This is a genomic window from Exiguobacterium sp. s160 (genome assembly GCF_018617575.1).
Lineage (GTDB): Bacteria > Bacillota > Bacilli > Exiguobacteriales > Exiguobacteriaceae > Exiguobacterium > Exiguobacterium aestuarii_A.
The window spans coordinates 469790-495377 of record NZ_JACSKK010000001.1 but is presented as its reverse complement, the minus strand read 5'-3'; the positions used below and the strand labels follow the sequence as shown (position 1 = coordinate 495377).

At 44.5% G+C, this 25588-nt stretch carries 30 protein-coding genes, 1 tRNA gene, 2 pseudogenes and 1 riboswitch; of the genes and pseudogenes, 16 read left to right on the top strand and 17 right to left on the bottom strand.

The annotated features are described in order from the left end of the window. Positions 1 to 47 precede the first annotated feature (47 nt). Both KNO86_RS02575 and KNO86_RS02570 read right to left on the bottom strand, forming a co-directional pair. Positions 48 to 1217, bottom strand: coding sequence for a cation:proton antiporter (locus tag KNO86_RS02575; protein WP_214692633.1), 1170 nt, complete (start codon positions 1215 to 1217; stop codon positions 48 to 50). 25 nt (positions 1218 to 1242) lie between these two features. Further along, a complete protein-coding gene (locus KNO86_RS02570) occupies positions 1243 to 1668 on the bottom strand; it encodes a GNAT family N-acetyltransferase (protein WP_214692631.1) in 426 nt (141 codons plus the stop codon). Between the two features lie 115 nt (positions 1669 to 1783). Between KNO86_RS02570 and KNO86_RS02565 the strand changes: the two genes are divergently transcribed. From KNO86_RS02565 to KNO86_RS02545, 5 genes are all read left to right on the top strand, one after another. Then, a complete protein-coding gene (locus KNO86_RS02565) occupies positions 1784 to 2329 on the top strand; it encodes a glycerol-3-phosphate responsive antiterminator (protein ID WP_214692629.1) in 546 nt (181 codons plus the stop codon). 40 nt (positions 2330 to 2369) lie between these two features. Then, the gene (locus tag KNO86_RS02560; protein WP_214692627.1) at positions 2370 to 3074 is read left to right on the top strand and encodes an SDR family NAD(P)-dependent oxidoreductase; all 705 of its coding nucleotides are present in this window, start codon (positions 2370 to 2372) and stop codon (positions 3072 to 3074) included. A gap of 100 nt (positions 3075 to 3174) precedes the next feature. Continuing rightward, positions 3175 to 4023, top strand: a complete 849-nt coding sequence (locus KNO86_RS02555) for an HD domain-containing protein (protein WP_214692625.1) — start codon at positions 3175 to 3177, stop codon at positions 4021 to 4023. A 187-nt stretch (positions 4024 to 4210) separates the two neighbouring features. Further along, positions 4211 to 5200 carry a sodium:calcium antiporter gene (locus tag KNO86_RS02550; protein WP_214692623.1) on the top strand — a complete coding sequence of 330 codons (990 nt, stop codon included), beginning with the start codon at positions 4211 to 4213 and terminating at the stop codon, positions 5198 to 5200. Positions 5201 to 5291: 91 nt separating this feature from the next. Further along, positions 5292 to 6353: a bifunctional glycosyltransferase family 2/GtrA family protein gene (locus KNO86_RS02545; protein WP_214692621.1), complete on the top strand. Its 1062-nt coding sequence runs from the start codon at positions 5292 to 5294 to the stop codon at positions 6351 to 6353. 23 nt (positions 6354 to 6376) lie between these two features. On the opposite strand, the gene KNO86_RS02540 is transcribed toward KNO86_RS02545, so the two are convergent. From KNO86_RS02540 to KNO86_RS02530, 3 genes are all read right to left on the bottom strand, one after another. Continuing rightward, complete coding sequence (locus KNO86_RS02540) at positions 6377 to 6943, bottom strand: 3'-5' exonuclease (protein WP_214692620.1); 567 nt, start codon at positions 6941 to 6943, stop codon at positions 6377 to 6379. Between the two features lie 60 nt (positions 6944 to 7003). Beyond that, the gene (locus KNO86_RS02535) at positions 7004 to 7336 is read right to left on the bottom strand and encodes a four-helix bundle copper-binding protein (protein WP_214692613.1); all 333 of its coding nucleotides are present in this window, start codon (positions 7334 to 7336) and stop codon (positions 7004 to 7006) included. 112 nt (positions 7337 to 7448) lie between these two features. After that, positions 7449 to 7521, bottom strand: a tRNA-Ala gene (locus KNO86_RS02530). A gap of 123 nt (positions 7522 to 7644) precedes the next feature. Here KNO86_RS02530 and KNO86_RS02525 point away from each other — a divergent pair. Both KNO86_RS02525 and KNO86_RS02520 read left to right on the top strand, forming a co-directional pair. Further along, positions 7645 to 8508 (top strand): GRP family sugar transporter, encoded by an 864-nt coding sequence (locus KNO86_RS02525; protein WP_214692611.1) that lies wholly within the window; start codon positions 7645 to 7647, stop codon positions 8506 to 8508. A gap of 201 nt (positions 8509 to 8709) precedes the next feature. Beyond that, on the top strand, positions 8710 to 9132 hold the full coding sequence (locus KNO86_RS02520) for an SRPBCC family protein (RefSeq protein ID WP_214692609.1): 423 nt from the start codon (positions 8710 to 8712) through the stop codon (positions 9130 to 9132). A gap of 1106 nt (positions 9133 to 10238) precedes the next feature. On the opposite strand, the pseudogene KNO86_RS14680 reads toward KNO86_RS02520, so the two are convergent. Together KNO86_RS14680 and KNO86_RS14675 are read right to left on the bottom strand one after the other, a co-directional pair. Continuing rightward, positions 10239 to 10451, bottom strand: a pseudogene (locus KNO86_RS14680) (HNH endonuclease); the annotation flags it as partial. 57 nt (positions 10452 to 10508) lie between these two features. Next, entirely contained in the window at positions 10509 to 11306 is a 798-nt protein-coding gene (locus tag KNO86_RS14675) for a hypothetical protein (protein ID WP_251126869.1), read from the bottom strand. A gap of 238 nt (positions 11307 to 11544) precedes the next feature. On the opposite strand from KNO86_RS14675, the gene KNO86_RS02510 reads away from it, so the two are divergent. From KNO86_RS02510 to KNO86_RS02495, 4 genes and pseudogenes are all read left to right on the top strand, one after another. After that, a complete protein-coding gene (locus KNO86_RS02510; RefSeq protein ID WP_483298396.1) occupies positions 11545 to 11754 on the top strand; it encodes a hypothetical protein in 210 nt (69 codons plus the stop codon). A 156-nt stretch (positions 11755 to 11910) separates the two neighbouring features. Further along, positions 11911 to 13453 (top strand): annotated as a pseudogene (gene istA / locus KNO86_RS02505) (IS21 family transposase). Continuing rightward, positions 13450 to 14208 (top strand): IS21-like element helper ATPase IstB, encoded by a 759-nt coding sequence (gene istB, locus KNO86_RS02500; protein WP_214692598.1) that lies wholly within the window; start codon positions 13450 to 13452, stop codon positions 14206 to 14208. The pseudogene istA and the gene istB overlap by 4 nt, the downstream one beginning before the upstream one ends. A 67-nt stretch (positions 14209 to 14275) precedes the next feature. Further along, the gene (locus KNO86_RS02495; RefSeq protein ID WP_214692596.1) at positions 14276 to 14422 is read left to right on the top strand and encodes a hypothetical protein; all 147 of its coding nucleotides are present in this window, start codon (positions 14276 to 14278) and stop codon (positions 14420 to 14422) included. 280 nt (positions 14423 to 14702) lie between these two features. Here KNO86_RS02495 and KNO86_RS02490 read toward each other — a convergent pair whose 3' ends face one another. The 4 genes from KNO86_RS02490 to KNO86_RS02475 form a co-directional block, all read right to left on the bottom strand. Beyond that, the gene (locus KNO86_RS02490; protein ID WP_214692594.1) at positions 14703 to 15305 is read right to left on the bottom strand and encodes a TetR/AcrR family transcriptional regulator; all 603 of its coding nucleotides are present in this window, start codon (positions 15303 to 15305) and stop codon (positions 14703 to 14705) included. An 82-nt stretch (positions 15306 to 15387) separates the two neighbouring features. Continuing rightward, positions 15388 to 16542 (bottom strand): cation:proton antiporter, encoded by a 1155-nt coding sequence (locus tag KNO86_RS02485; protein WP_214692592.1) that lies wholly within the window; start codon positions 16540 to 16542, stop codon positions 15388 to 15390. Between the two features lie 87 nt (positions 16543 to 16629). After that, on the bottom strand, positions 16630 to 16944 hold the full coding sequence (locus KNO86_RS02480; protein WP_214692590.1) for a DMT family transporter: 315 nt from the start codon (positions 16942 to 16944) through the stop codon (positions 16630 to 16632). After that, the gene (locus tag KNO86_RS02475; RefSeq protein ID WP_214692587.1) at positions 16944 to 17285 is read right to left on the bottom strand and encodes a DMT family transporter; all 342 of its coding nucleotides are present in this window, start codon (positions 17283 to 17285) and stop codon (positions 16944 to 16946) included. Before KNO86_RS02475 ends, KNO86_RS02480 begins: the two co-directional genes overlap by 1 nt. 314 nt (positions 17286 to 17599) lie before the next feature. Here KNO86_RS02475 and KNO86_RS02470 point away from each other — a divergent pair, with 314 nt between their 5' ends. Continuing rightward, positions 17600 to 18208 carry a CPBP family glutamic-type intramembrane protease gene (locus KNO86_RS02470; protein WP_214692585.1) on the top strand — a complete coding sequence of 203 codons (609 nt, stop codon included), beginning with the start codon at positions 17600 to 17602 and terminating at the stop codon, positions 18206 to 18208. A gap of 518 nt (positions 18209 to 18726) precedes the next feature. Here the strand turns inward: KNO86_RS02470 and KNO86_RS02465 are convergent. The 5 genes from KNO86_RS02465 to KNO86_RS02445 form a co-directional block, all read right to left on the bottom strand. Continuing rightward, positions 18727 to 19056, bottom strand: a complete 330-nt coding sequence (locus KNO86_RS02465; RefSeq protein WP_214692583.1) for a DUF6678 family protein — start codon at positions 19054 to 19056, stop codon at positions 18727 to 18729. A gap of 1 nt (position 19057) precedes the next feature. Continuing rightward, entirely contained in the window at positions 19058 to 19315 is a 258-nt protein-coding gene (locus KNO86_RS02460) for a hypothetical protein (RefSeq protein ID WP_214692582.1), read from the bottom strand. A 145-nt stretch (positions 19316 to 19460) separates the two neighbouring features. Further along, a complete protein-coding gene (locus tag KNO86_RS02455) occupies positions 19461 to 19982 on the bottom strand; it encodes a DM13 domain-containing protein (RefSeq protein WP_214692580.1) in 522 nt (173 codons plus the stop codon). Positions 19983 to 20083: 101 nt separating this feature from the next. Next, the gene (gene msrA, locus KNO86_RS02450; RefSeq protein WP_214692578.1) at positions 20084 to 20608 is read right to left on the bottom strand and encodes a peptide-methionine (S)-S-oxide reductase MsrA; all 525 of its coding nucleotides are present in this window, start codon (positions 20606 to 20608) and stop codon (positions 20084 to 20086) included. A gap of 67 nt (positions 20609 to 20675) precedes the next feature. Next, a riboswitch (SAM riboswitch) is annotated at positions 20676 to 20775 on the bottom strand. Between the two features lie 44 nt (positions 20776 to 20819). Continuing rightward, positions 20820 to 20981 carry a hypothetical protein gene (locus tag KNO86_RS02445; protein WP_214692576.1) on the bottom strand — a complete coding sequence of 54 codons (162 nt, stop codon included), beginning with the start codon at positions 20979 to 20981 and terminating at the stop codon, positions 20820 to 20822. 113 nt (positions 20982 to 21094) lie between these two features. Here KNO86_RS02445 and KNO86_RS02440 point away from each other — a divergent pair, with 113 nt between their 5' ends. Together KNO86_RS02440 and rlmN are read left to right on the top strand one after the other, a co-directional pair. Beyond that, complete coding sequence (locus tag KNO86_RS02440) at positions 21095 to 22501, top strand: amidase family protein (protein WP_214692574.1); 1407 nt, start codon at positions 21095 to 21097, stop codon at positions 22499 to 22501. 65 nt (positions 22502 to 22566) lie between these two features. Further along, on the top strand, positions 22567 to 23628 hold the full coding sequence (gene rlmN / locus KNO86_RS02435; protein WP_214692573.1) for a dual-specificity RNA methyltransferase RlmN: 1062 nt from the start codon (positions 22567 to 22569) through the stop codon (positions 23626 to 23628). A gap of 38 nt (positions 23629 to 23666) precedes the next feature. On the opposite strand, the gene KNO86_RS02430 is transcribed toward rlmN, so the two are convergent. Next, positions 23667 to 24275, bottom strand: coding sequence for a class I SAM-dependent methyltransferase (locus KNO86_RS02430; protein ID WP_353047397.1), 609 nt, complete (start codon positions 24273 to 24275; stop codon positions 23667 to 23669). Between the two features lie 139 nt (positions 24276 to 24414). Here KNO86_RS02430 and KNO86_RS02425 point away from each other — a divergent pair, with 139 nt between their 5' ends. After that, positions 24415 to 25296 carry an SMP-30/gluconolactonase/LRE family protein gene (locus KNO86_RS02425; RefSeq protein ID WP_214692570.1) on the top strand — a complete coding sequence of 294 codons (882 nt, stop codon included), beginning with the start codon at positions 24415 to 24417 and terminating at the stop codon, positions 25294 to 25296. Positions 25297 to 25308: 12 nt separating this feature from the next. Beyond that, complete coding sequence (locus KNO86_RS02420) at positions 25309 to 25575, top strand: hypothetical protein (RefSeq protein ID WP_214692568.1); 267 nt, start codon at positions 25309 to 25311, stop codon at positions 25573 to 25575. Positions 25576 to 25588 lie beyond the last annotated feature (13 nt).

Here is a 25588-nt window from a genome sequence, read left to right as displayed (position 1 = left end):
ATAGATGAGACGATAAAACAGGCGGACCGAAAATTCGGTTCGCCTGTTCACTCTTCATTTTTCTTTTCTGGTAATACTTTTGTAAGCGTCTTTTCCGTCTTTTCGGCCAAGTATTCCGAGAATCGAAATAAAATGATTCCCACAATAGCTGACACGAAAATATAAAGACCGACAAACAAGTTGATGGCCCCGTTTGAAAGGGCGGTAAACAAGATGGAGAACTCGCCACGCGGAGCGAGAGAAAACCCCGCCTCATTCGCCTGGACACGAGATAACCCATAAATCCTTCCTCCGACGCGACCGACAATCCACTTCGACAAGACGCCCCAAACAATCAAGACAAAGAATAAGGTGTTAACGATGACACCTTTCTCCAAGTTGATTGAAATTCCGAATGAAATAAAAAAGATTGGGAGGAACAAGTCACGAACGGGAACCGTCAAACGTTTGAGCGGACGAACGTCATGGATATCCGCAAGCATGATTCCGGCAATGAATGCTCCTAAAATCTCAGATAGACCAAATACCATACCGATTCCGGCGAAGAAGAGAATGAGTCCGATAAGCCCGATACTCGCATCATCCTGACGTAAAAGGTGTTTCGAGAACTTCTGTTGTTTCGACACAAAGCTCGATCCGATAAATAATAATACCCCGAAAATCAGAAATCCTGCGAATACTTTCCCGATATCTGTCATGGCGACCGGTTCCTCTTGAATGATGAATGGCGCAATCGTCAATAAAAGTGGTGCGAATATATCTTCAAAAATAAGTAGAGCTAGGACGAATTCTTTAATATTTTCATGTTTTTCGGAGTGGCGCTCAAGTAGTTTCGCTGAGATCGAAGAGCTCGTCGCGTATAGAACGGCACCAATTAAGAAGGCGCGCGGAAAGTCCAATCCAAACAACAAGGCGATTCCGAATGAGACGCCGAACGATAGGACGATGTCTAATACGCCTGCTTTCCAAACTTTTCGCATTCGCTTCCACAATTCGCGTAACGGAAACTTTAACCCGAGAAGGAAAAATAAAAGGATGATTCCGATTTCACCGGCAATTTTGAATACTTCGTTTCCGTCCCAGAAAAAACCGACCCCAACACCGATGGCGATAAACGCTAAAATGCTTGGAAAGTATAGACGTTCAATCAGGAGGCTGAAGACGGAGATAAGCGTGAGCGCCAGTCCGAGCAACACGATGATGTTCAATCCATCCATAAGTCATCTCCTTTACCTAGAAGTGTTACCTTTCCATTTGATTCCACTGATATTCCATACCGACTGATTCTGGACGTGAATAATCAAAGCCGAACTGACGATACAAGCCATCCGCAGGAATATCGGCAATTAGACTGACAATGGCCGTCTCATCTGCCTCTTTTAGAATCCACTCCATTAAATTCTCCATGATTAATTTACCAAGACCCAGTCCTTGGCATTCTGGATCGACGACGATGTCGACTAGATGAAAGACCATTCCGCCGTCCCCAACGACACGCCCCATCCCGACAATCTCATCATCTAAATATAAACAGACGCCAAATAGCGTGTTCTTGAGTCCTTTGACCGTACTTTCATCTGAGCGTCGAGGCATCCCCGCCTTCACACGCAACGACTGATGTTGCTCCGGTGTCGGTGTCTCAACTTTTACAGTGACTTCATTGACCATACTAAAATCCCCCTCTACACAAGTTAACATTACTTTCCCGCTATATTGAATGAGTAAACCTTGATTTATGAAAATAGCTGTCGGCATAATGGGAAGAAGACAGGAGGAATATCGGATGATACAAGGTCAATCAATCTTGCCGGCGATACGTGATATGCGCGATTTAGAACGATTTTTATCGAGTGAACTTGAAATAGGAGTTTTACTTGAAATTCATATGAGTCGATTAGAACCTATTTTTAAATTATTAGAAAAGCATCAGAAAAAAGTCTTTATTCATATGGATTTAATCCAAGGAATGAAAGCGGATGAATTTGCGACTGAGTATGTCTGTCAAACGTATCGACCGTTTGGAATCATATCGACAAAAGGGAACGTGATTGTACGGGCAAAACAAAATCATGTGTTGACGGTACAACGGTTGTTTTTAATTGACTCGACATCATTGGATAAGAGCATCCGACATATTGAACGGTCAAAACCAGACTACATCGAGGTCCTTCCAGGAATTGTTCCGAAGTATATCCGCCGAGTACAGGAAATGACCGGTATACCTGTTTTTGCAGGAGGGTTGATTGAGACGATGGAAGAAGTGAATGCAGCCCTTGCCGCTGGGGCAAGTGTGATCACGACCTCAAATCGTAAACTGTGGACTGAGTAACCCACATTCGGGTATACACTCTTCTAGGAGGGATGAACAGATGAAAGACATTATGATTATTACAGGTGTCACGCAAGGGATTGGGTGTGCGCTCGCTAATGCGTTCGCAAATCAATATGAAGTTGTGGGATTGGACATTGGTGAAGACCCGAATATAAAAGGGGTGTCCTTTTATCAAGTTGATCTTGGGGAAACCGAAGCGCTAAAGCGGGTATTCGAAGACGTAAAGTCACGTTTTGGACATGCTCATGTGTTGATTAACAACGGGGGGATCGCCTCACTCGTCAAACCGATTGACGAACTTGAAATCGATACGTTCAAACGAGTCATCGACGTTAATTTAGTAGGAACGTTTACTTGTGCAAAATACTTTTTGGAATTAAACAAAGATGAGTCATATGGTCGCATTGTCAATATGGCCTCAACACGTGCTTTGCAAAATGAACCACACTGGGATGCGTATGGGGCCTCTAAAGGCGGGATTGTCGGTTTGACCCATTCGCTTGCCATCTCATTGAGTGATCGACCAGTAACCGTGAATGCGATTAGCCCGGGTTGGATTCATACATCAGACGAAGCGTTACGAGAAGTCGACCATCGTCAGCATCCGTCTGGCCGTGTCGGCGAACCGGATGACATCGTCCGAGCGGTACGATATCTGATTGACCGGAACAACGACTTTGTCAACGGTCACAACCTTGTCGTCGATGGTGGGATGACGAAGAAAATGATTTACGAAGAGTGATATGACTATATACCTATATTTTGAGAATAATTAGGTTATTTGTGCCTAATTCCGGGTATGGAATAAAAGAGTTTTCATCCGGGAGAAGGAGGAAGGTACCATGAATCCGCTCGTAGAAGAAGCACTTCGGTTTTCATCAATTCGTCACGGAGGACAATCCCGTAAAGGTTCATCGATTCCGTTTTTGTCACACCCTTTTTCTGTCGCGTTGTTGCTCGAAAAGGATCACCAACCCCCGTCGGTCGTCGCCGCAGGTCTTCTGCACGATTTAATTGAAGACACTGAAACGGAACCAGAAGAAATATTAGCAAGGTTTGGTCCTGATGTGTTACGTCTTGTACTTGCTGTCTCTGAGAAGAACCGTGGTCAGACGTGGGAACAACGAAAACAGATGACTCTTGAACACATCTCTTCACTTCAATTTGATGAAGTCGCACTCCTCGTGGCGGATAAGCTACATAATCTTCGTTCCATCCGTTATGACTTAGAGATGGAAGGGATGATGGTGTGGCAACGTTTCAAACGACCGATGCGAGACCAGTCATGGTACTATCATGAATTGTTACGTGCTTTCGAACCGTTTCGTAGTTCGACGGATTTAATCGGGTTGTATGAACAGGAACTTTATTCCTTGTTTTATGGTGAAAAAAATGTAAAAGATCAGAAAGTAGTGAGACTCTTTGAGTCCATCCTAACCCGTTTCACAGAAGATGAATGGGTTCAAGAAGCGGCACCGCTCTGTCAGACCGCATATGAACTAAAGGAAATTGTTGTTCGTACATCAGTAGATGAAGAAGAAGTCGAGGTGTTTCGTCGACAACTGGATTTAGCGGGCTGGAATTACCCTATGCCTGCGCCTGTTCTAGCTGCGTTGCAAGAACTCGGATATCGAACCGCCATGAATGCATCGGATTTCGTTGCCCTCATACATCGCTCAATTGTCAATTAAGGTGGTTCATGCTATAGTCAAATGGAAGATGAAAAGGGGAGTAGCGACCACAATCGTGGTCGATGGGTCGTCATTACAGTGCGCATGCACTCGGTCCATCGAGCTTTTACAAGTCCGCAAGACCTTTTTATGGGCGTTTTTGTCGTCCATAAAAAGGTCTTTTTTGTTTACCCAAGGAGGAGAAAAAATGGTATTTGTTTATTTCTTATTAGCTGCGGCCATCACAGTCTATGCCGCAATCAAGTTGTCCACATACGCCGATGTCATGACGGAAAAGTCAAAAATGGGCGGGATGCTCGTCGGTACCGTTTTGTTGGCGGGAGCGACGTCATTACCTGAAGTGACGACGAGTATATCGGCGGTCATGATTGACAATCCAGACATCGCCATCGGAAACATGCTCGGGTCTAACTTGTTCAATATCTTTATTTTAGCGATGTTCGACCTGTATTTCCGTCAAAAGCAACTCTTTAACTATACAAGCCGTGATCATCTATATACAGCAGGACTTGGTCTTTTGCTGACCGTGACGACATTGGTCGCCTTAATTGTCCGTGTCGATATGACATTTATCGGAATCGGTGTCGACGCACTTTTAATTGCCCTTCTTTACGGGATCGGGATTTACTATATCGGGAAGCAACCGAAAGAGCCGGTCGCTGAGCATGAAGTGGAAGAAGAGGTCGTTGTCAGCAAGTATGAAGATATCACATTGAAACGAGCTGTATTCGGTTTTTTAATTGCCGCTGTCGTCATCATGGCAGCCGGGACGGCACTCTCCATCACAGGAGATCAAATCGCCGTCGTTACAGGACTCGGTTCAAGTTTCGTCGGGAGCTTCTTGATTGCCGCATCAACTTCATTACCTGAAGCGGTCGCCGTGTTTATGGCGCTCAAGCTTCGAAACGTCAACTTGGCGTTCGGTTCGATTCTCGGAAGTAACATCTTTAACATGCTCATTATCGCCATGTCGGACGTCTTCTATCGGAATGGATCGATTCTCGCAGACGTATCGACTTCACACCTTGTGTCGGCGGTCGGGATTACGATTCTATCGATTCTCGTCATGTATAGCGTTCTCCGACAAAATGTCACGTCGAAGGTACGTTACGTCATTCCTTCGCTGCTCGTCGTTGTCGTGTACTTTGTTTCGTCATACTTGATCTTTATCGGGTGAGTTCATGCATCAGTCTCAGGACTGGTGCATTTTTTAATTGAGAATGCGAATCCGTTGCTTCGGGTATAAGGGAATTGAAGGAGGGGTGGCGATGCAAGTGCAAGAAGTAGAAACACGCCAAGCGTATACAATTTTGATTCCGGCCTACAACCCTGACGATGCACTCGTCACACTCGTGGAAAGGCTGAGTGCGAGCGGGTTTTCGACCATCGTTGTGGTCAATGACGGTAGTGATGAGTCGACGGTAGGCATATTTGAAAAGGTGGCATCATTTGTTGACCAAGTGCTAACGCACGAACAGAATCAAGGAAAAGGGGCAGCTCTGAAGACTGGACTGCAGCATATTGCAGAGACCTATCCCGACAAGTTAGGTGTCATCACGGTTGACGCCGATGGACAACATTTACCTGAGGACGTCGTCAATGTGTATGAGGAGGGAGTGAGTAAGCCGCATCATCTGATCATGGGATGCCGTGACTTCAGTGGGGACAAGATTCCGCTCCGAAGTCGATTCGGCAATCAGGCGACACGACTCGTCATGTTGATCGGGAGTGGATTGAAGTTAAAAGATACTCAGACAGGACTTCGTGCCATCCCGATGCGATACGCACGACAACTGATTGACATTCCGGGGAATCGATATGAGTTCGAGATGAATATGCTGACGTTCACAAAGCGGTTACAGGTTCCGATTCAACAGACGACCATCCAGACGGTATATGAAAACGAAAACGTTTCATCCCATTTTAGACCGATTTTAGATTCGATTTTAATCTATCGTATGTTTTTGATGTATTCGGCATCGTCCGTCGCTTCATTTCTTGTCGACGTTGGGATGTATGCAGTCTTTATCTTTTTATTATCACCGTACTTCGATACGGCTCATGTCGTCATCGCGACGGTCATCGCTCGAATTATCTCCTCTCTATTCAATTATTTCGTCAATCGGAAAGTCGTCTTTCATTCAAAAGCGCGACGATCACTTTCCAAATATTTTTCGCTCGTCGTTCTCCAGATGGCAACCTCGGCATTGTTGGTCTATCTTCTTTTTCTTCTATTTAGGCAAGGAGAAGTCATCCTAAAAATTATCGTCGACAGCTTTCTCTTTTTTGTCAGTTACTATGTCCAAAAACGATGGATTTTCAAAAAATAACCGGTCATGGGCTCATGACCGGTTTAATATGCGAGTGTTCCTGTTTTGACGGACGTATAGCGATGTAGCTCTCTCGGGCTTGTAATGCCGGTTTTCTGCATCATATCACGCATGAGTAGAGCGCATACGCGAGCGTCTTCTGCTGCATCATGATGAATAAAAGGCACGTTCAGGTATTCTGCCATCGTGTTCAACTTGTGGTTCGGGAGTCCTGGATACAGTTTACGTGACAATTTGACAGTGCATCCGTACTCAATTGTAGGGAAATCGAATAGCTCATATTTCACAATTGCCTTTCTTAAGGCACCCATATCAAATGATGCGTTATGTGCGATGACGAGGTCGACTTCTCGTAAAATCGGGTAAAGAGAGGCAAGTACTTCCGGTAACGCAGGGGCATCCCATACGTCACTCGGACGAATGCCATGAACCCGTATGTTCCCCATATCAAAGTCTTCCTCTGGATTGACGAGTCGTTGATCAGTTTCAATCACTTCTCCATTTTGCAGGATGCTCCACCCGACTGAGCAGATGCTACGGCTATCTCGATTAGCGGTCTCCACATCGAGAGCGAGGATGGTATGTTGCATGGTTCACCTTCTTTCTTCACAATAAAAAAAGTCTAACAGAAAGTTAGACGAATGTCGTGCTTAAGCGGCGACGAGGGTACGGCAAGCTTCGGCACAGCGCTCGCACGCTTTTGCACAAGCCTGACAGTGGTCATGCAAGTGACGGCCACATTCGACGGCACATGTATCACATACTTGAGCACACAAGGCGACAATTGGTTTAGAGAAGGCCGAATCTGTTTCTAAGGCATTTAAAGCCAACGTACAAATGTCTGAGCATTCTCGTGTCAGTCGAATGCATTCGGTAAACATGTGTAAATCCTCTTCTTGTAAACTTTTTGAGAAGCAATGGTTGCATGTGCGCATACATTCAATCACGCTCGCCAATGTTTCTTCTACAGATGTGCGTTCCATCAATATTCCCCCTTGTATGAAAAAGTCTATCTTTCATTACCCGTTCATATAAAGGTTGAATCGCACCATACCAATAAAAAAGTCACATCTCTTAAGAGATGTGACAGATTAATGGAGCATAGGGGGCTCGAACCCCTGACCTCTACGCTGCCAGCGTAGCGCTCTCCCAGCTGAGCTAATGCCCCGTTCGAAATCATTATATCATCGTAGTATTCGACATGGCAATTCCCTTTTGCAATTTAGGTTTATAAAATTGAAGACGTGGGAATTTCATGTTAGACGTTATATTAAGAAAGCAGGTGTGCTTCATGGAAATGATTCTTTTGGCACTCTTACCGGCACTCATGTGGGGAAGTATTCCACTCATCGTGTCGAAAGTGGGAGGAAAACCGATTCAGCAGTTAATCGGCACGACCATTGGAGCGATGATCATGGCGGTCGTGATTGTCCTCGTATTCCGACCGGAGTTCACGACACTCGCCATCGTGACCGGATTTATCTCAGGGGCGTTCTGGGCGCTCGGTCAATATTTGCAGTTCCAATCGTTCCAAATCCTAAGCGTCTCCAAAGCGATGCCAATTAGTACGGGAATGCAGCTCGTCGGGACGTCTCTCTTTGGGGTCATCGTTCTCGGGGACTGGCAGACGACAACAGAGCTATGGTTAGGGTTCTCAGCGCTCGTCTTGATTATCATCGGGGCGACCATGACTTCGTATCAACAGAAAAAAGACAAAGATAGCGCCGGTGCGTTGAAAAAGGGGTTACTCGTCTTATTCGTTTCAAGTATCGGTTACGTCACGTATGCGGTCTTGACGAACTACTTTGAAGTAGAAGGCATCACCGCGATTCTTCCACAATCGGTCGGAATGTTCATCGCAGCACTTCTCTTCAGTATCCGTGAGAAGGACGTGAAGAAAATCGATCCACGTACGTTCAAGAATATTTTAGCCGGGATTGCCTGGGGAATCGGGAACTTCGGTCTCTTCGTCTCGAGCGGAGAAGTCGGGATTGCGACTTCATTCGCTTTATCTCAATTGAACGTCGTCGTGGCGACACTCGGTGGGATCTATCTCTTAAAAGAGGAGAAGACGACAAAGGAACGCGTCTATGTCTTTATGGGGATTGGCTTGATTGTCGTTGCCGGATTTATGCTTGGGATTGCCAAGAGCTAAATTTCGATTATGAAATGATAAGAACCTTGAATGCGCACTCGTGCTAGCGTGCCATTCAGGTTTTTTTTGATTACCGATATTAAGGGAGAGCAGGAGATGATGTGACCGATAGGGAAGTAATCTCATGTTGCGTTCGTCATATAGGAGGGGCAGCGCATTCGTGATTGATTAGAAAAATGTAGAATAAAGGGGAAACGAATCATGGAATCAAATGTAGTGACGATATCAGCGCTCGTCGATGCACTAATCGACACAGTCTGGAAACTGTGGACAGACCCTGACCATATCAAACAATGGAATCATGCGTCTGACGATTGGCATACGACCGAAGCGGAAAACGACTTACGGATTGGCGGCAAATTTCGAAGTCGGATGGAAGCAAAAGATCAAAGCATGGGCTTTGATTTTGAAGGAGTGTATGAAGAAGTTAAAGTAAATGAGCTCATTCAGTATCGTCTTGACGATGAACGGAGAGTTAGAATTTCATTTGCTTCAGAAGGTGATCAGACAAAGATCGTCGAGGTGTTTGATGCAGAATCGATGAATTCGGTTGAAATGCAACGACAGGGATGGCAGGCCATTCTAGACAATTTTACTCGATATGCGAATGGGAACAGTGTATAAAAGATAAACGTAGGCTTTGAACAGCAGGTTCCTTTTCCATTAAAAAGGATGAAAAACGTACGTTTTTTCTTTTGAAGGACTGTTGCTTCTCGTTGCTTAAGCCTAGGTCTTAAGTAAATGGTTAAATAACTACGAAAGGACAACAGGATGTTGGGTTTTTGCGGGACGAAAACTTTTTGTCAGGATAGGTGTTGAACGCCTCTCTTTATTTTGGTAAAAGGTCCTAGTTTCATGTTTTTTCTCAATTTTGGCACAGTCATGCGTGGAGAGTTGGTACTTTGGATTAAAATAGATATCCTACGTGAGAGATATCTCATTAGTGACTTGATGTTCGTATGTAACTAAGGACACGTCGCCCTTCCACCGACTAAGGTTTTCGAAAAAACATCAAGAAGGTACTGTGGCTGGACAATTATATCGATCCTCGAGTTGCTTCTCTCTTATAGAAAGCGGGAAGCATAAAGATAGCATCAAGAAGAAAGAACATGGTTTGCAACATGAAATAAAAATAGAGAAAAATTATTCGTTTCGAGACAGCGTTCCAACACTCAAAATACTTGGTTTTATATAAAGTTCCCAAAATGAAGAGATCTTTTTAATTATAGAGGATGTCTTTTATACAATTATCATTGTTTTAATTTTCATGTATAAATCATTCCTCAACCCGTCTTTCAATACCATTGTCACGCATATTGGAATTAAGCTAGTGGTATTGGAAAACTGGTACTTTTCGCTTCTTGTATTGATACTTGATTGATGCCAATGATACCTATTCTCAAAATTCTGCTTACTGTCCAGGTTGACGCTGCAACCTCTGCTTTTACCTAATGAGAGGCTGAAATCTTTATTTTACTCATTCAGGTCCATTTTCACTATAATTGATATCACTGATGATATTTGTTTCCCGTTATCCGGACAAACTTCCAATATTGCCTTCAATCAATTTACGGCCGGAGAATAGATATGCTATTCGATTAAATTACATTTCCTTTCCTTCAGCTTTTACAGGCTTGTCGAAGTTCCCTCACTGTTCTATTCGTAGTTTCGATTTTATGAGTATAAAGTCGAAATCGTGTATCATATATTAATTTTTTTAGTGACCTTCTTTAATGATTTTGTTTAAGAATTGTTCGAAGCTCTTCCATCGTATAAGGTGGTGATTTTCGATGGAGCATCGCATGGCAGTTAGGACAGACCTGTGTCAAGTCGTGAATCGGATCGACTACATACTCTTCTTTGATGGTATGTATTTCTTTTAGGTGATGTACATGAATGAACCTATCACCAAGCTCTCCATATACATCGGCAAAATTAAAGCCACAAACTGAACAATCATACCCGTGTTTAGCTAGACATGCTTGTCGAGCTTTACTGTTTCACTCATATGCATTAACGATCACTTGTTTTGCGCTTCCTTCGACGTAAACCGTCTCTGAGTTTAGTTCTTCTGTGATTTTAATGTCCGGCCATTCTAAAGAATTAAGCTCATCTCCTATATTCCACTTCTCACAAATCACTCGAAAAGTCGCAGAATTTAAGGGCATCGATGAGGCTTGGAATCCATTCATCAAATACGTATCCTCTTTGCAAGGTTCAAGTTCCCAATCATCCAACCGAATCGGATTTTCATAATTCGAGTAAACATAACGAATTGGAACATGATATCGCTTCTTATCTTCCTCTTCATAGTAATAGGGATCATGTGCGTTTCTATATTCGGGTAATCCTGTCACTTGTACGATTGCATATATACCTCGTGACATTCGTTCAAGTCCATTCAACTGTTCTCTTGAACGGGTATCATTCCCAACCCGAATGACACCGAACTGTCCAATTTCGAACCAGTCCTTTTGCCAGGCCGTAATAGAGAAACTGTCATTAGTCTTACCTGAGAGTAGAAACTGATCCATCGCCCATTTATTCGGATTACAAAAAAACGTCCAACATCCTGTCGGTAAGACCTTCTCTTGTTTGATTCGACCTTCTTCTTTCCATACTCGTAGTTTTTCGAGTCGGACCGATTCGTCGGTCGTGAAATTATAGCGATCTCCATTCCATGTCCAGGTCTCTCCGAGATACATTCCGTTCTCAATAATGGTATACGGTCTAGATTTCAATTCTGCATAGTCTTTCAACCAAAGCGCCGCTGCCTGTAAATGTGGAAGTTCTTTCAATTCTTGATAGTTTTAAAAAATTACAACCGGCTTATCACGACGATTTGTTGCAATGGGACGTCTCAACATAAATACGTTCCTCCTAAAAAAATTTGAATAATCTGATACAAAAAAGTGTAAACCTGAAAAAAATAAGGTTTCATTACATTTAAAGGATTAAAATAAGTTATAAACTGGATAATTTTACAACATAATATGACTGGAGAGATATATGTTGATCAAAAAGAAAATGATGAAAATGGGGCTAGTAACTCTATTTATCGGGGCATTTTTAGTTATGCCACATAGTGAAGTATCTGCAGCTTCGAGTATCAAAGTTCATTACATCGACATCGGTCAGGGAGACGCCATCTACATCAAGATGCCGAACGGTGAGGACATCATCATCGACGGAGGAAACAAAGGAAAGAGCGATGCCCTCGTCGCGTATCTAAAAATAATTAAATGATATCGAGGTACTGATTTCGACACTGTGAACGCTAAAATAAAATTGACAGTTTTTGCTCGATACGATTTTACACTATTGCCGAAAAATCAGAACAGAACTCCGATAGAGTAGTTGAGGCTATTTTATCTGGAGGGAATGGATTTGGAGGAAAAGTTAGTGCTACACATCAAGATTCATCAAATGTATCAGCAAAACATGAAAGTGGCTCAAATCGCCACAGCACTGAAGGTATCGAGACCGACGGTATATAAGTACCTGAAGATGACATATGAAGATGCCCTACATGAATTTGACGAGAAAGCCTGCTCACGAAAGAAGAAGCTCGATGCCTACCAAGACTGGATCATTGCATGGTTGGAAGAGTATCCGCATTTGAGTAGCGCACAAGTACATGACTGGTTACTTGAAAGATATCCCGACCTGTCGGGTCGGATCGAGCACGGTCAGGACATACGTGAAGGAAATACGAGAAATCTATCAGATTGAAAAGAAAAGGATTGTCCGCCATTACGAGGCCATCCCAGAACAACCAATGGGCAAGCAAATACAGGTGGACTGGGGTGAGACCATACAACGGACTAAAGATGGAAAAATGATAAAGCTTTATTTCATTGCGTTCGTACTTGCGCACTCTCGGATGAAGTATGTCGAATGGAGAGAACGCCCGTTCACCACCAAGGACACTATTCACTGCCACGAAAATGCATTCCAATTCTATGGTGGGCGTCCTTCTGAAATCGTCTATGACCAGGATCACCTCATCGCAGTCAATGAGAACGCAGGTGACGTCCTATTGACCAATGAGTTTCAAGCCTACGTGAACGAACGAAAGTTTAGAATCCACTTATGTCGTCGGGCCGACCCGGAGTCAAAGGGTATGATCGAGAACGTCGTGAAGTACATCAAACGGAACTTCGCGGACAGCCGAGTGTACCGGCATATCGAGGATTGGAACGACCGTTCCACGAGATGGTTGGAGAGGACAGGAAATCATAACGTCCATCAGACAACGAAAAAAAGACCAGCTGAAGTGTTCTCCGTCGAAAAACAACACTTACAACCGGTCTTATCGCTACTCTCTTTCGAAAGTATCCATACCGAAAGTATAGCAAGGAACGTCAGCAAGGACAACACAATCCGTTATCGCTCAAATCGTTACACCGTCCCAATCGAGACCTATTCATCGGTCAAGAAGAAGGTGGTGTTCCTCGAAGTGACCGAACAGGAACGGTTATTGATTCGCGAATCTCCCGAGGGAGAAGTGATCGCAGACCACCGGGTCAGCAAAGAGAGCGGAAAACTGATTCAAAGCCGTGACCACCTTCGGGATCGTTCCAAAGGAATCGAAGAACTGAAGCAACAGGTCCTCACCTATTTCGAGGACAGAGAGGCGGCGTCCGATTATCTGGGTGAGCTCTCAAAGCGCTACCCGAGATACCGACGTGACCAGTTCAACATCATCAGGGACGTCGCGACCATGTATCCCAATCACTTAACGACCGCACTGGAAAAGTGTTCGCAAGAGAGTCTGTTCAGCGCCAACGATTTCCGAGACGTGGTCCACTATCTTGCGATTCTCTCGGACGATGGGTGTGATCTAAAACCCGATACCGAACGTCCGAAGAAATCCGGGATACAGGTCGCAACGAGGTCACTCCAAGCCTACACCGACATCCTGAAAGGGGTGGCGACAAAATGAGTCAAAGCGTTTCCGAGTTACAATTGGATTTTCGGCAGCTTCGTCTCGCCGAGACGGCTGACGCCCTCCCACAGATTTTGAGAGAGGCCGAAATGGCCTCCTGGACGTATATCGAATTTCTAAGTGCCATCACGAACCATGAACGCGCCAAACGAGACGCTAAAAGTTTAGAGAGACGAATGAAGTGGGCCCGATTCCCGTTCATCAAATCCCTCTCGGAGTTCAATTTAGAGGAACAGACCGCACTAACCGCCCGACAGCTGAAGCAGTTGAAACAACTCAACTGGCTTGAACAACAGTACAACCTGATTCTCTTAGGTCCTCCGGGCGTCGGAAAGACGTTTTTGGCTGTGGGGCTGGGAATCGAGGCGGTCAACCACGGGTTCAAGGTATACTTTGTCACGATGGGTGAACTCGTCCAACTATTAAAAAGTGAAGAGTTTTCAAGCAAGTCGAAGATCCAGTTAAAAAGGTTGCGAGATTCGGACCTGGTCATCATCGATGACCTGATGTATATGGCGATGGACCAACGAGAAGCCAATCTCTTCTTCCATCTCGTCAACCACCTTTATGAGCGCAGCTCGATCATCCTGACCTCGAATAAAAGCCCCGATCAATGGGGCGAATTGATCGGGGACCAAGGCATCACGACTGCGATACTGGATCGCTTACTCCATCGCGTCGAAATCATACATAGTGATGACGACAGTCATCGGATGAGGAACCGGAAATCATTGTTTTCGGCAGAAGTGTAAAAGGCAAACGAGCAAAAAGTGTCAAAATCAACTTGACGTCTACATATATCTATATGGGACATGGGTGGTGGGGAATGGAGACGTCAGTTTTGTGGTCTCAGAGCTCTCCAAGGGTGTATTCGAATATGAAGTGATGCATGTCCATTGGCTCATCAAGTATCGGTTCGAGGATTGGGGCGTGTCTGAAGACGGGGCATGGGAGAAGGAATGGTGATCCGGGCTCATGCGTGAGCGTCTAACGCCTCGTGGCGAAGTCGCTCATCGCACCGCTGCCTCCCCGACGGCCCGATAACAAGAGCTGCTGGCTCACAAGCCGCATCTCTATGTTCCTGGGCCTTTCTGACGGGAGGCAAGGAGCGTAAGGGCCATGTCACAATCAAGAACATTAGCGTGGGTGATTCGCAATGAATGTTTTTTTATACTAAGCGTCGATGATAGTATACGCCCCATAAAATTAAATTTATGGGGCGTACTTTTATATATTCTATACTTGATTAAATGGATACGATTTCTTCACTTGTCGCTTTGTCAATCAGTATTTTAGTGAGCATCTCCCAAGCCGCATTACGTCGTCTAGTCAACCGATCTTGTTCGCCGTAGAGCATCTCGACAAAAAGACCATCCAGAAGCGTCAAGAACCCTAGTGAAGCTGAAGGTGGTGTAATTCCCGGTTTTAAATCTTTTTGGAACTTTTCAAAGATTTGTGTAAACAGATATTCCTGATTTGAGACATATTCGTTTGTTCCGACTTTTATGAGACTTTCAAGCTCTAGCGGTGGAAAGAATGATGTTCTCATGAAAAAACTCGCATTGTCATTCTCATAATATCTTTTTAGATAGTCGTCTATGAATGTCTCGAGGATTGTTGATAGTGTATCGAACTCCTTCTGTTGAATGAACTCCGTCATATATTCCACTTCTCGATCAACCGCAACGCGAAATGTTTGGAGGAATAAATCTTCCTTACTCTTAAAATGAGCATAAATCGATTGCTTTTTAATCCCTACCTCTTCCGCGATCATTGCCAATGATGCACCCTCGTAACCATACAGAGCAAATTGTTTGAGGGCAACTTCTTTTAATCTCTCGGCTCCCATCATACCTCTCCTTTTCTTAAATGGTATACGTGAAGTAATTGAATTGCCACCTCACTGAATATTTATAGTCTATCATTGTGCATCAATCTGTCATTAAACATTCTGTTCGCTCACCGAAAAATCGCTTCAATAGTGGTGGGGTAACGATTGTCGAAACAATGATGACCAGAACAATCGCAGTGAAATACTCAATAGGAATCAACCGAGTCTCTAGTCCGATTGAGACCAAGATGAGTGCGACTTCACCACGTGAAACCATCCCGGCACCTATCCCCATTGCCGATTGTCGATTAAAACCAGTCAAGCGTGCCCCAATCCCAGCTCCCAAAAATTTAGATGCGACGGCAAGGAGTGAAAACAGGACAACGAATCCAATTTGTTCGTTAATACCGTTGAAAGTGACACTGAGCCCAATACTCACAAAGAAGAATGGGACAAAGATGCCGTTCGCGATTGCTTCCACTTTATGTTCGATATCCTGCTTATAGGCTGTACGAGAAATCGTAACCCCGGCAAAGAAAGAACCGATGATTCCTGCCACACCTAAATACTCAGCGATATATGCGAATGAAAAACAAACGATTAATGCACTGCTCAGCACTGCTTCAGTGACTCTGAATTTAGAGAAAATCTTCATAAACGGAGAAACCAGTCTCTTTGACATAAGTGCAATGATGACGAAGAACATAATCTTCTTCATGAACAACATCGACAAACTAGTCTCGGATGAACTTGTGAATATGCTGACAGCAATCGCAATCAGTATGACGACTACAACGTCATCGATGATTGCCGCTCCCATCAGTGTAGATCCTTCTCGACTTTTTAGCCAGCCAATTTCTCTGAGTGTTTGAACAGAAATGCTGACCGACGTAGCAGAGAGCAACAACCCTAAAAAAACTGTTTCTTCAAAAGTGAAGTCAAAAAACGAGGCACCTATATATGTGAATAGAATAGGGAACACAATTCCGCCGATTGCTACAAAAGTGGCGGATACTTTATTCTCATTCAACACCTTCATGTTCATCTCGAGCCCTGCTAGGAACATCAAGAGTAAAACCCCTATCTCACTAAATGCCTTCAATGCCTCCCCATCTTGAACCCATCCTAATAGTGCTGGTCCTAAAAGAATTCCAACTAAAATTTTACCGAGAACTGATGGTTGACCAAATCGTACGCTAAGCTGCCCTGCGATTTTAATTGATAGAATCACTAGAACCAATTGTAACAAGAACATGATATTTCTCCCTTTACATACGTCATTCAATGATATTTTCATATGCGTGCATATTATTATGAACGATAGAAGATGATAGTATTTTTGTTAGCTAATAAGTTTGAGTCCGATTGCCGCGGTTAACACCATGCTCATAAATACGAGCCGCTTCCAGTTGTTTGATTCCCCGAAGAAAAGTATTCCGACAACCCCTGATCCAACTGTCCCAATCCCTGTCCAAATCGCATAGGCTGTACCCATCGGTAGATCCTGCATGGCCATGCTCAACAATGCGAAACTCCCACCAAGACCTAGGATGAGGACGAGAAAAGACTTTGCTGATTTTTTCTTTAATATCATGTTGATACCTGTGACACCTACCACTTCAAACAATCCTGAGAATAACAGAAAAATCCATGCCATTAGTTTCGCGCCCCTTCTTTAGATGAAGTACCAGTTACGAGTTTCAATCCGATTACCCCAGACAGCAAGACAAGAATTAATAGTATCTTTGTCATTTGAATCGGATATCCGAATACCAACATTTCCATCAATACAGTTCCAGTGGTTCCTAAGCCAACGAAAACAGCATAGGCTGTTCCGACGGGGATTTTCGACGTTGAGATGATTAAGAACGAAAAAGATAGGACAATCGCGATGGCTGTGAGCCCCCACGTCGTCATACTATCTGCATGTTTTAGTCCAATAACCCAACCTACTTCTAAAATTGCACCTACAATTACTAATATCCAGCCTTTATTCATTTCGAATCCTACTCCTTTTTATACAAATACGAGCATTGTAACTAACAACTACAGAAAATGAGACGAACAAACTAAAGCTTACGAACGTTCGTAAGTTCATTGAACCTCATTTTTTTAATTTGGTCAAGTGATAATTGTCTTTAATCCATTAAAATTTTTCGCGCTCTATTTATTTCACCTTATGAACGGTAACTTTTTATATTATATATATTTCATTTACTGTGTTTATTCTCACTTTTAATCCGGGAAATAAAAATGTAATAAGTATGTTTATGAGATGATGCGCGAATTGGAGAAATGAACGGAGGACAAACATGGATACAATGAGAACCAATACATCTGGTCTGATTATTGGGTCACTGTTATTGCTCATAGGGTTTCTTTTAGTCAATTTTTTTGACGCGGCATGGTCTGCACTTTTCATTGGAGGGGCTTTTGCTTGGATCATAGTATTTAGACAAGATTATAAACGAGTGTTTTCTTTTCCGAAAAAGATTTGGCTAATTCTTTTAGGAGTAATTATTTACTTTGTATATAGTATCATCGTTTCATTTTCTGTAACTTTATTAGGATTTGATTGGGCTGCAAATCCGGCAGTAGGCCAATTAAATCAAATCATTTGGATTTTACCTTTTATGTTATTCGGAGAGGAGTTCTTAGGGATTGGTATTTTAGAAGGTGCGAGAAGTAAAGGAGTTTCTACTTTAATGAGTTCACTCTTGAGTGCTGTTATATTCGCACTGTTACATGTGTTTGCCTATTGGGATGGCTCCCTGTTTTCTACACTATTACACGTGTTGCTTTTACAAGGGTTTGCGAGACTTCTTCTCAACTATGTATATTTAAAGACAGGAAGAAGCATTTGGGGATCATGGATTACACACTTGATAATTGACCTCATAGCTCTATCTGCAGTTGTGTAATAATTAGACACATTTATAGATTTATTAAAGCTTTAGTGATGAACCACTAAAGCTTTTAATAAATCGCCTTATTTCCCGTGTGTTGATCTATGAGCGTCTAATCAAGAGCGTATATCTAATGGCACATGGGTGGTGGCGGATAGAGACGTCAGTTTCGTCGTTTCAGAGCTATCGAAGGCTGTATTCGAGTATGAGGTGATGCATGTCCATTGGCTCATCAAGTATCGGTTCGAGGATTGGGAAGTCTCTGAGGACGGGGCCTGGGAGAAGGAATGGTGATCCGGGCTCATGCGTGAGCGTCTAACGCCTCGTGGCGAAGTCGCTCATCGCACCGCTGCCTCCCTGACGACCCGATAACAAGAGCTGCTGGCTCACAAGCCGCATCTCTATGTTCGTTGACCTTTCTGACGGGAGGCACGGGGTGTAAGAGAAAAGTCAAAAATAAGGATGTGGGCCGTCTGCTTACGTCCTTATTGAAATTAAGAGCGAAAAGTGTAAATTGAACATAGTGAGTTACACTAAATATAGTCAACGTATGATCCAGTATCAACATATCCATAAACTCGAATAACATCCTCAAAAACCTTTTCAGGAACATGAATTTTTTGAAGGATATCTAAAAGGTTCTTTCGGAGTTCCTCGGTATCTGCCTTGATTTCTAACCATTCAATGTATTTGTAGTCCCCAAGTCTGAAATGATAATACCACTCAGCATCCCACATTGTAATATAGCCGGTTTCAATATCTTTTGTCCGCCATTGGAAGTGATTAGGAGTATTGCATATTGCTTCTCTAATTTCTTCCCACTTTGTATTATTCATCACTGGATGGGAGTAATAAGAGTTCATTTTAATCATTCTCCTCTTTTTTCAACTTGCGTTGTCTAATACGCCACATAATCGACGTTATAAACGCCGCCCATCCACCGAGTACAAGGATATAAATTGCCAAGAAAAACACAAATTCTCCATAGTCTTCGAGCTTTTCAAATGGATTTTGAATGATTGTCGGTTCGGATAGTATGCCCACCATCATCAATGGAATGAAGAAAAGAAAGAAACGTTTCCAAAAGTAGTGTTTGTATGGTTGTGAGAATGACTGCTCCATAATCGTACCTCCTCAATTGAATTACACTTATTTACATATATGATAGCATGTTCTCATTTGAGGTTGGATGAAGAATCATTGTTTTTTTCAGCTGATTTCAAATAAAAAGAGGGTGGCCGATTCATTCAGCCACCCTTCAGTCTGTTTATTCACTTGATTCAGTCAATTCACCCGTCCCGAACGTCGCACTAAAAGCACGGCACCAGATCACTACGGTGCTATATTCTGACAGATCGACATCTGCCGGAACTAAATAGTTTTGGTTTCCTGTATTCCCTTTAAGTGCTCCAAGTCGAATCCCTTCGGACGTCTCTTGTCCTGGCTTCGTCAAATAGACAAATAAATCAGGTCCGTTCGTCGTTTCAAACTCTTCAAATCGGAGATACGTCCCGTCTTCTGCCTCGACGGAGCGAATCGTGCCCGTCGTTTCATAATTTTTCTCCCCGTCCATGAACACACCCGCTACTTCGGTTTGACTCGGTTGTGCTTCCGGTGTCTCGGTTGTCTCTTCCTCTGTCTCTTCTTCTGAAGCAGGCGTCTCAACTGCTGTCGGTGGTAATCCTTCATCGACTGTCTCTGTCAAGAAAAGCGGTGAGATGAGCCACCAGGCAACGGCGATTACGGCTACGCCGATCACACCGATGATGAGTTTCGTACTAGTTTTCATGTATGAGTCCTCCTTTTCGGATGTATGAACCATTAATAGCCTTTTCCCGATTATTGGGCTTATAAAAAGACGCAAATGCTAAAATTCGCGTCTAATGACCGTTATACGGTTTCGGTCCAGTTCTCTTCGATGAACGTGTCCCGTCCTGAGATGGCCCGGTCTTCTTTATAGTGTTTCGGGTTCTTTTTATGGTAATCCTGGTGATACTCTTCCGCTTCGAAGAATGTCGTCGCCGGAGTGATTTTTGTGACAATCGGTGCCGTGAAGCGACCACTTGCCGCCAATACGTCTCGACTCGCTTCAGCCCCGATTCGTTGTTCCTCCGTGTGATAAAAGATGGCTGGGGCATACTGAGGCCCGCGGTCTTGGAATTGACCACCGTCGTCGGTCGGGTCGGTTTGAATCCAATATAGTTCGAGGAGACGCTCATATGAGAACAAAGATGGATCATATGTGATCTGAACGACTTCTAAATGACCAGTCGTTCCCGTTTTGACTTCTTCATACGTAGGATTGTCGATATGTCCGCCCATATAGCCAGATACGATTCCTTCAATCCCTGGTAATTCTTCAAATGGTGTCACCATGCACCAAAAACAGCCACCTGCGAATGTTGCTTTTTCCATACTGTCGTTCCCTCCAAATCGTATTTCAACAAAAAAACGCTCACGTCGGATGACATGAGCGCTCTCGTCATATCGTCCAAGGTTTCCCTTGCTGGTCGTAGCACCTTGCCTGTGGCAGGTTGCTGTGAAGTCATGGAGCCAGATCTCTCGTTCACTCTTGATATCGATATGTAGTTGGTGAGAGCATCATACCACCCTCAAAATAATTTCGTCAATGATTCGGTTTTCGCTTTAACTGAAAAATCGTCAAGACGATGATGAATCCGATCAACCCGATCGAAATGAACGGACCATACGGCACATTTTCTCCGTATAACTGCAAGAAAAATAGACCGAACACAGCGAGTAGCACGAATATGTAGGAGCGTGTCATAGGAACCTCCTGTTTTTTCTTAAGTGTAACAAGAACACATCGACTTGGCGATACGAAAAGGAAATCAGGCATAGAGCACGAATAAAGTGGGAGAGATAAAGGAGGAATGTAGGATGGAAGAAATCCAATTACATGAACTGACGATTGAACGTGCACATCGTGGGTATAAAGAAGGACAATTCACGGCACGAGACATAACTGCGTATTATCTTAGAAGGATTGCTGCATATAATGAGCGACTTCATGCCGTCATCCAGGTAAATCCGGACGCCCTGTTCGAGGCAGAGGCGGCAGACCGGGCCTATAAAAAAGGAGTACGCAAACCGCTCCTCGGCATCCCCGTCTTAATTAAGGACAATATCGAGACAGCCGGTCTGATGCGTACGACAGCAGGTGCCGCCGCCATGCGACATCATTTTGCAGGTCGAGATGCCGAGCTCGTGAAACGATTACGGGATGACGGGGCCATCATTCTTGGAAAAGCGAACCTGTCCGAGTGGGCGAACTTTTTAACGGAAGATATGCCGAACGGTTGGAGTGCTGTTGGCGGACAAACGAAGAACCCTTATGGCGACCAATTAGATGTCGGGGGATCGAGTTCTGGATCGGCTTCGGCGGTTGCGGCGAACTTGACACTACTTGCCGTTGGATCTGAGACGAGCGGCTCGATTGTACACCCGAGTGTGCATAATAGTATCGTCGGAATCAAGCCGACCGTCGGCTTGATCAGTCGTTCAGGAATCATTCCGATCTCACGTTCTCAGGATACGGCTGGACCGATGGCGCGTACCCTTCGTGATGCGGTCGTTGCGTTACAGACAATGTGTGGTGAAGATTCGGCTGATCCTGCGACATGGGAAACTCCAGTCGGACCGCCTTATGTGACATGTCTCGATGTCCGTCAAGCGGTCGGGATGCGTGTCGGATTTATCAAGCCAAATATTTCAGACGAAGAGGTCGGTTTGTATGAACAGGCACTTCGATTGCTGCGTCAAGCCGAGGTTGAACTCGTCGAGATCACGTTACCAAAGCATACAGCATTAGAACAGGCAGATATTTTGTTTGATGAATTCAAGCTTGGGATTGAGGCGTATCTTGCGAACACAACTGTTCCATTTAAGACGCTTTCAGACTTAATTGAATGGAACGCGGACCACCCCGAATCGATTCCGCACGGGCAGACCATCTTTGAACAGTCAGATGCACGTTCAGGGCGTCTTGTCGAAGCTAGTTATCTCGACCGTCGGATTGATGATGTTCATCTCGCAAAAGTGGACGGAATGGATGAGCTATTAAAAGGGCAAAAACTGGACGCAATCGTCCTGCCACATGACATGAACTATGACATGGCTGCGAAAGCAGGACACCCGACAATCACGGTCCCTTATAAACGAAAAGAGAGCGGGGCCCCGTTCGGTCTATCGTTCACGGGAACGAGCTTTGCGGAAAGAGATTTGATTCGTGTCGCTTATGCGTTCGAACAGTTCATCACACGACCGACGCCTCCAGATTATTCGTAAGTTGCACCCGTCTCTGACGTCCGCTACAATGGTACGTATGCGGATTAGAGAAAGGACAGGTTAGAATGAAATCATCTATATACGGGTTGACGTTCGATCAGCTCACAAACGAGTGCACGGAAGCAGGATACGGTGCCTTCCACGCACGTCAAGTCTGGGACTCGCTCTACATCGATCGAGTCAAATCGATGGACGCGCTGAACGTCCGTGACGAAGTACGCGATTACTTAACTGAGAAATACGTCATCTCGACACAAGAACTGTTCGTCAAACAAGAAGCGGGCGATGGGACGGTCAAATTTTTACTTAAATTGCATGATGGTCACTATATCGAGACGGTGCTCATGCGTCATAAATATGGTCGCTCGGTCTGTGTGACGACACAGGTCGGTTGTAACATCGGCTGCAGCTTCTGTGCGAGCGGCTTGTTGAAAAAGACACGTGATTTGACGGCTGGTGAGGTCGTCGAGCAAATCATGACTGTCCAACATTTCCTCGATGGAGAAGGAGAAGGGGACCGCGTCAGTCATATCGTCGTTATGGGAATCGGTGAACCGTTCGATAACTTCGATAACTTGGTCGACTTCTTGCGCGTCGTCAAAGATGAGCGTGGTCTTGCAATCGCTCCACGTAAAATCAACGTGTCGACGAGTGGTCTTGCGGACAAGATTTATAAGTTTGCTGACCTCGATTTACGCATCAACTTGGCGCTCTCTCTGCATGCGCCAAACGATGAATTACGCACACGTATCATGAAAATCAACCGGGCGTTCCCGCTTGATAAACTCATGCCGTCGATTCGCTATTACGTCGAGAAGACGAATAAGCGGATCACATTCGAGTATATCTTGCTCTCGAAAGTGAACGATTTACCGGAACATGCGGAAGAACTCGCGGACTTGATTGAAGACATCAAGGACAAGTCTTACATCAACTTGATTCCATATAATCCTGTCAACGAGCATATCCAATATGAGCGAAGCACACCGGAAGATATCATGGCGTTTTATGATATCTTGAAAAAGCGTGGTGTCAACACAGGTGTCCGTCTCGAACATGGGACAGATATCGATGCAGCTTGCGGTCAGCTCCGCAGTAAGCATATGAACGTCGAAGGCGCGAAGTAATCAAATGGCCTCTCCGAATTTTCGGGGAGGCCATTCGCTTATCGTTTTTGTCCGACATATTGAATCACAGCTGATTCGCCGTGATGCAGTGTTCCTTCTTCTCGCCAAACGACCATCTCGTGCAAAAGAATAGGTATGAAATCGTCCTCTAGTTGGTGGAACATCTCTTCGGTGTACAGAAGTGAGACGTCTTTTGGTCCGCCTGTCCCGTAAGCGAGTTGATTTGTAGAGTACACTTCAGTCAGAAATACGCCACCAGGTCGTAGTGTTTTTTGAATACCGGCGAGCACCTTTTCTCTGACTTGTGGTGGAAAGTGGCCGAAGATACAGATGACTAGGTCATACGTATCTTGCGACCAGACCGCTTCATTCAAGTCAATCTGTTTCGTCTGAAGGGAGACGTTTCGTGAAGTCGCCAAGCGCTTCGCTTTTTCGAGTCCCACTTTCGAAGTGTCCCACATCTCGACGTCGAAGCCGAGCGTGGCGAGCCAGACTGCGTTTCGACCTTCCCCCTCAGCGATGGCCAATACACGTTTTCCTTCGATCTGATGAGAGGTGATCCATTCTTGTAAAAACTCGTTCGGCTCTGTCCCATACACATAATCCTCCGAGCTAAATCGTTCATCCCATTTAGACAAGACATTCACTTCCTCTCTACTTTTCTTTCACTATAGCAAATCGAACCAGTGACGGTGAAAATCCATCACGATTTTCCGAATTCATGCATAGTCCAGATGGGAGAAGGGAATAGATTTCTGAACTAATGGATAGAGTGGAGGCTAAGTAATGGAGAGAGTAGATGCGTCGTTATGGATTCGGGTACGAAATACGCTTGGTGAAGGTCCTTGTTGGGATGCTGAGTTAAAGCGTTTTTATTGGGTAGATATCGAGGGTCATACGTTATGGTGGTATGACGAGCGAGAAGACGAGATTTCTTCATTCGAGGTCGGAAAACAGGTCGGTTTTGTCATACCAAAAGTTACGGACGGTGTCGTCCTTGGATTGAAAGATGGAATCTATGAATGGGATGAAATTAATCGAGATCTAAATAAGATTGTCGAGCTGGATGACCCTGATGGTCGATTACGTTTCAACGACGGGAAAGCCGATCCATATGGTCGTATTTTCGCAGGTACGCTCCATCTTGAGGATGAAGAAAACCAAGCGACATTGTATCGAGTCGATCGAGATGGAACGACGACATCACTCATGGATGAATTGACACTTTCGAACGGGTTGACATGGTCTCCTGACCATTCCGTTTTTTACCATATCGATACACCGACTGAAAAAATTCGGAAATATGATTTTGATTTGAAGTCAGGAACGCTCTCGAACGGAGAGGTCGTAATTGATTTTTCAGAGGAAGAGGGCTTTCCTGACGGGATGACGTCCGACTCTGAAGGCTGTCTATGGGTTGCACATTATGCTGGTGGAAGAGTGTCACGTTGGGACCCGTCGACAGGTAAAAAATTATTGGAAGTGCATGTTCCTGCACCGAATGTCACCTCATGCGCCTTTATCGGGGATGGGCTTAATCGATTAGCCATCACGACGGCTCGCGAAGGAATGGATGAGGAGGCGCTTTCCGAATATCCGGATGCGGGATCAGTATTTATCGTCGACACAGAAGTGAAAGGGATGCCATTGTATCGTTTCGGTCGCTGAGGAGGAAATACGATGGTGAAACGACTGTTGGTTCGAGCAGGTATTGGGTTGGCAGTTGCAGCAGCAGTTAAGATGGGGATTCAAAAGTTACAAGAAAACCGAGCGCGTGAAGAAGACCATTCTTACCTCGACCCGAAGTGGGATGAGGTGCCGAGCGTCGATTCAGACAAAGATGAGGACGAGGTCGGATTGACTCAACTCGACTCGATTTATCGGGCTGAATGGCAGGCGAACGCTTATCCGCGCTCGGAAGCCGAAAGAAGGGCACTTGAAGAATAAATACCCACACGTT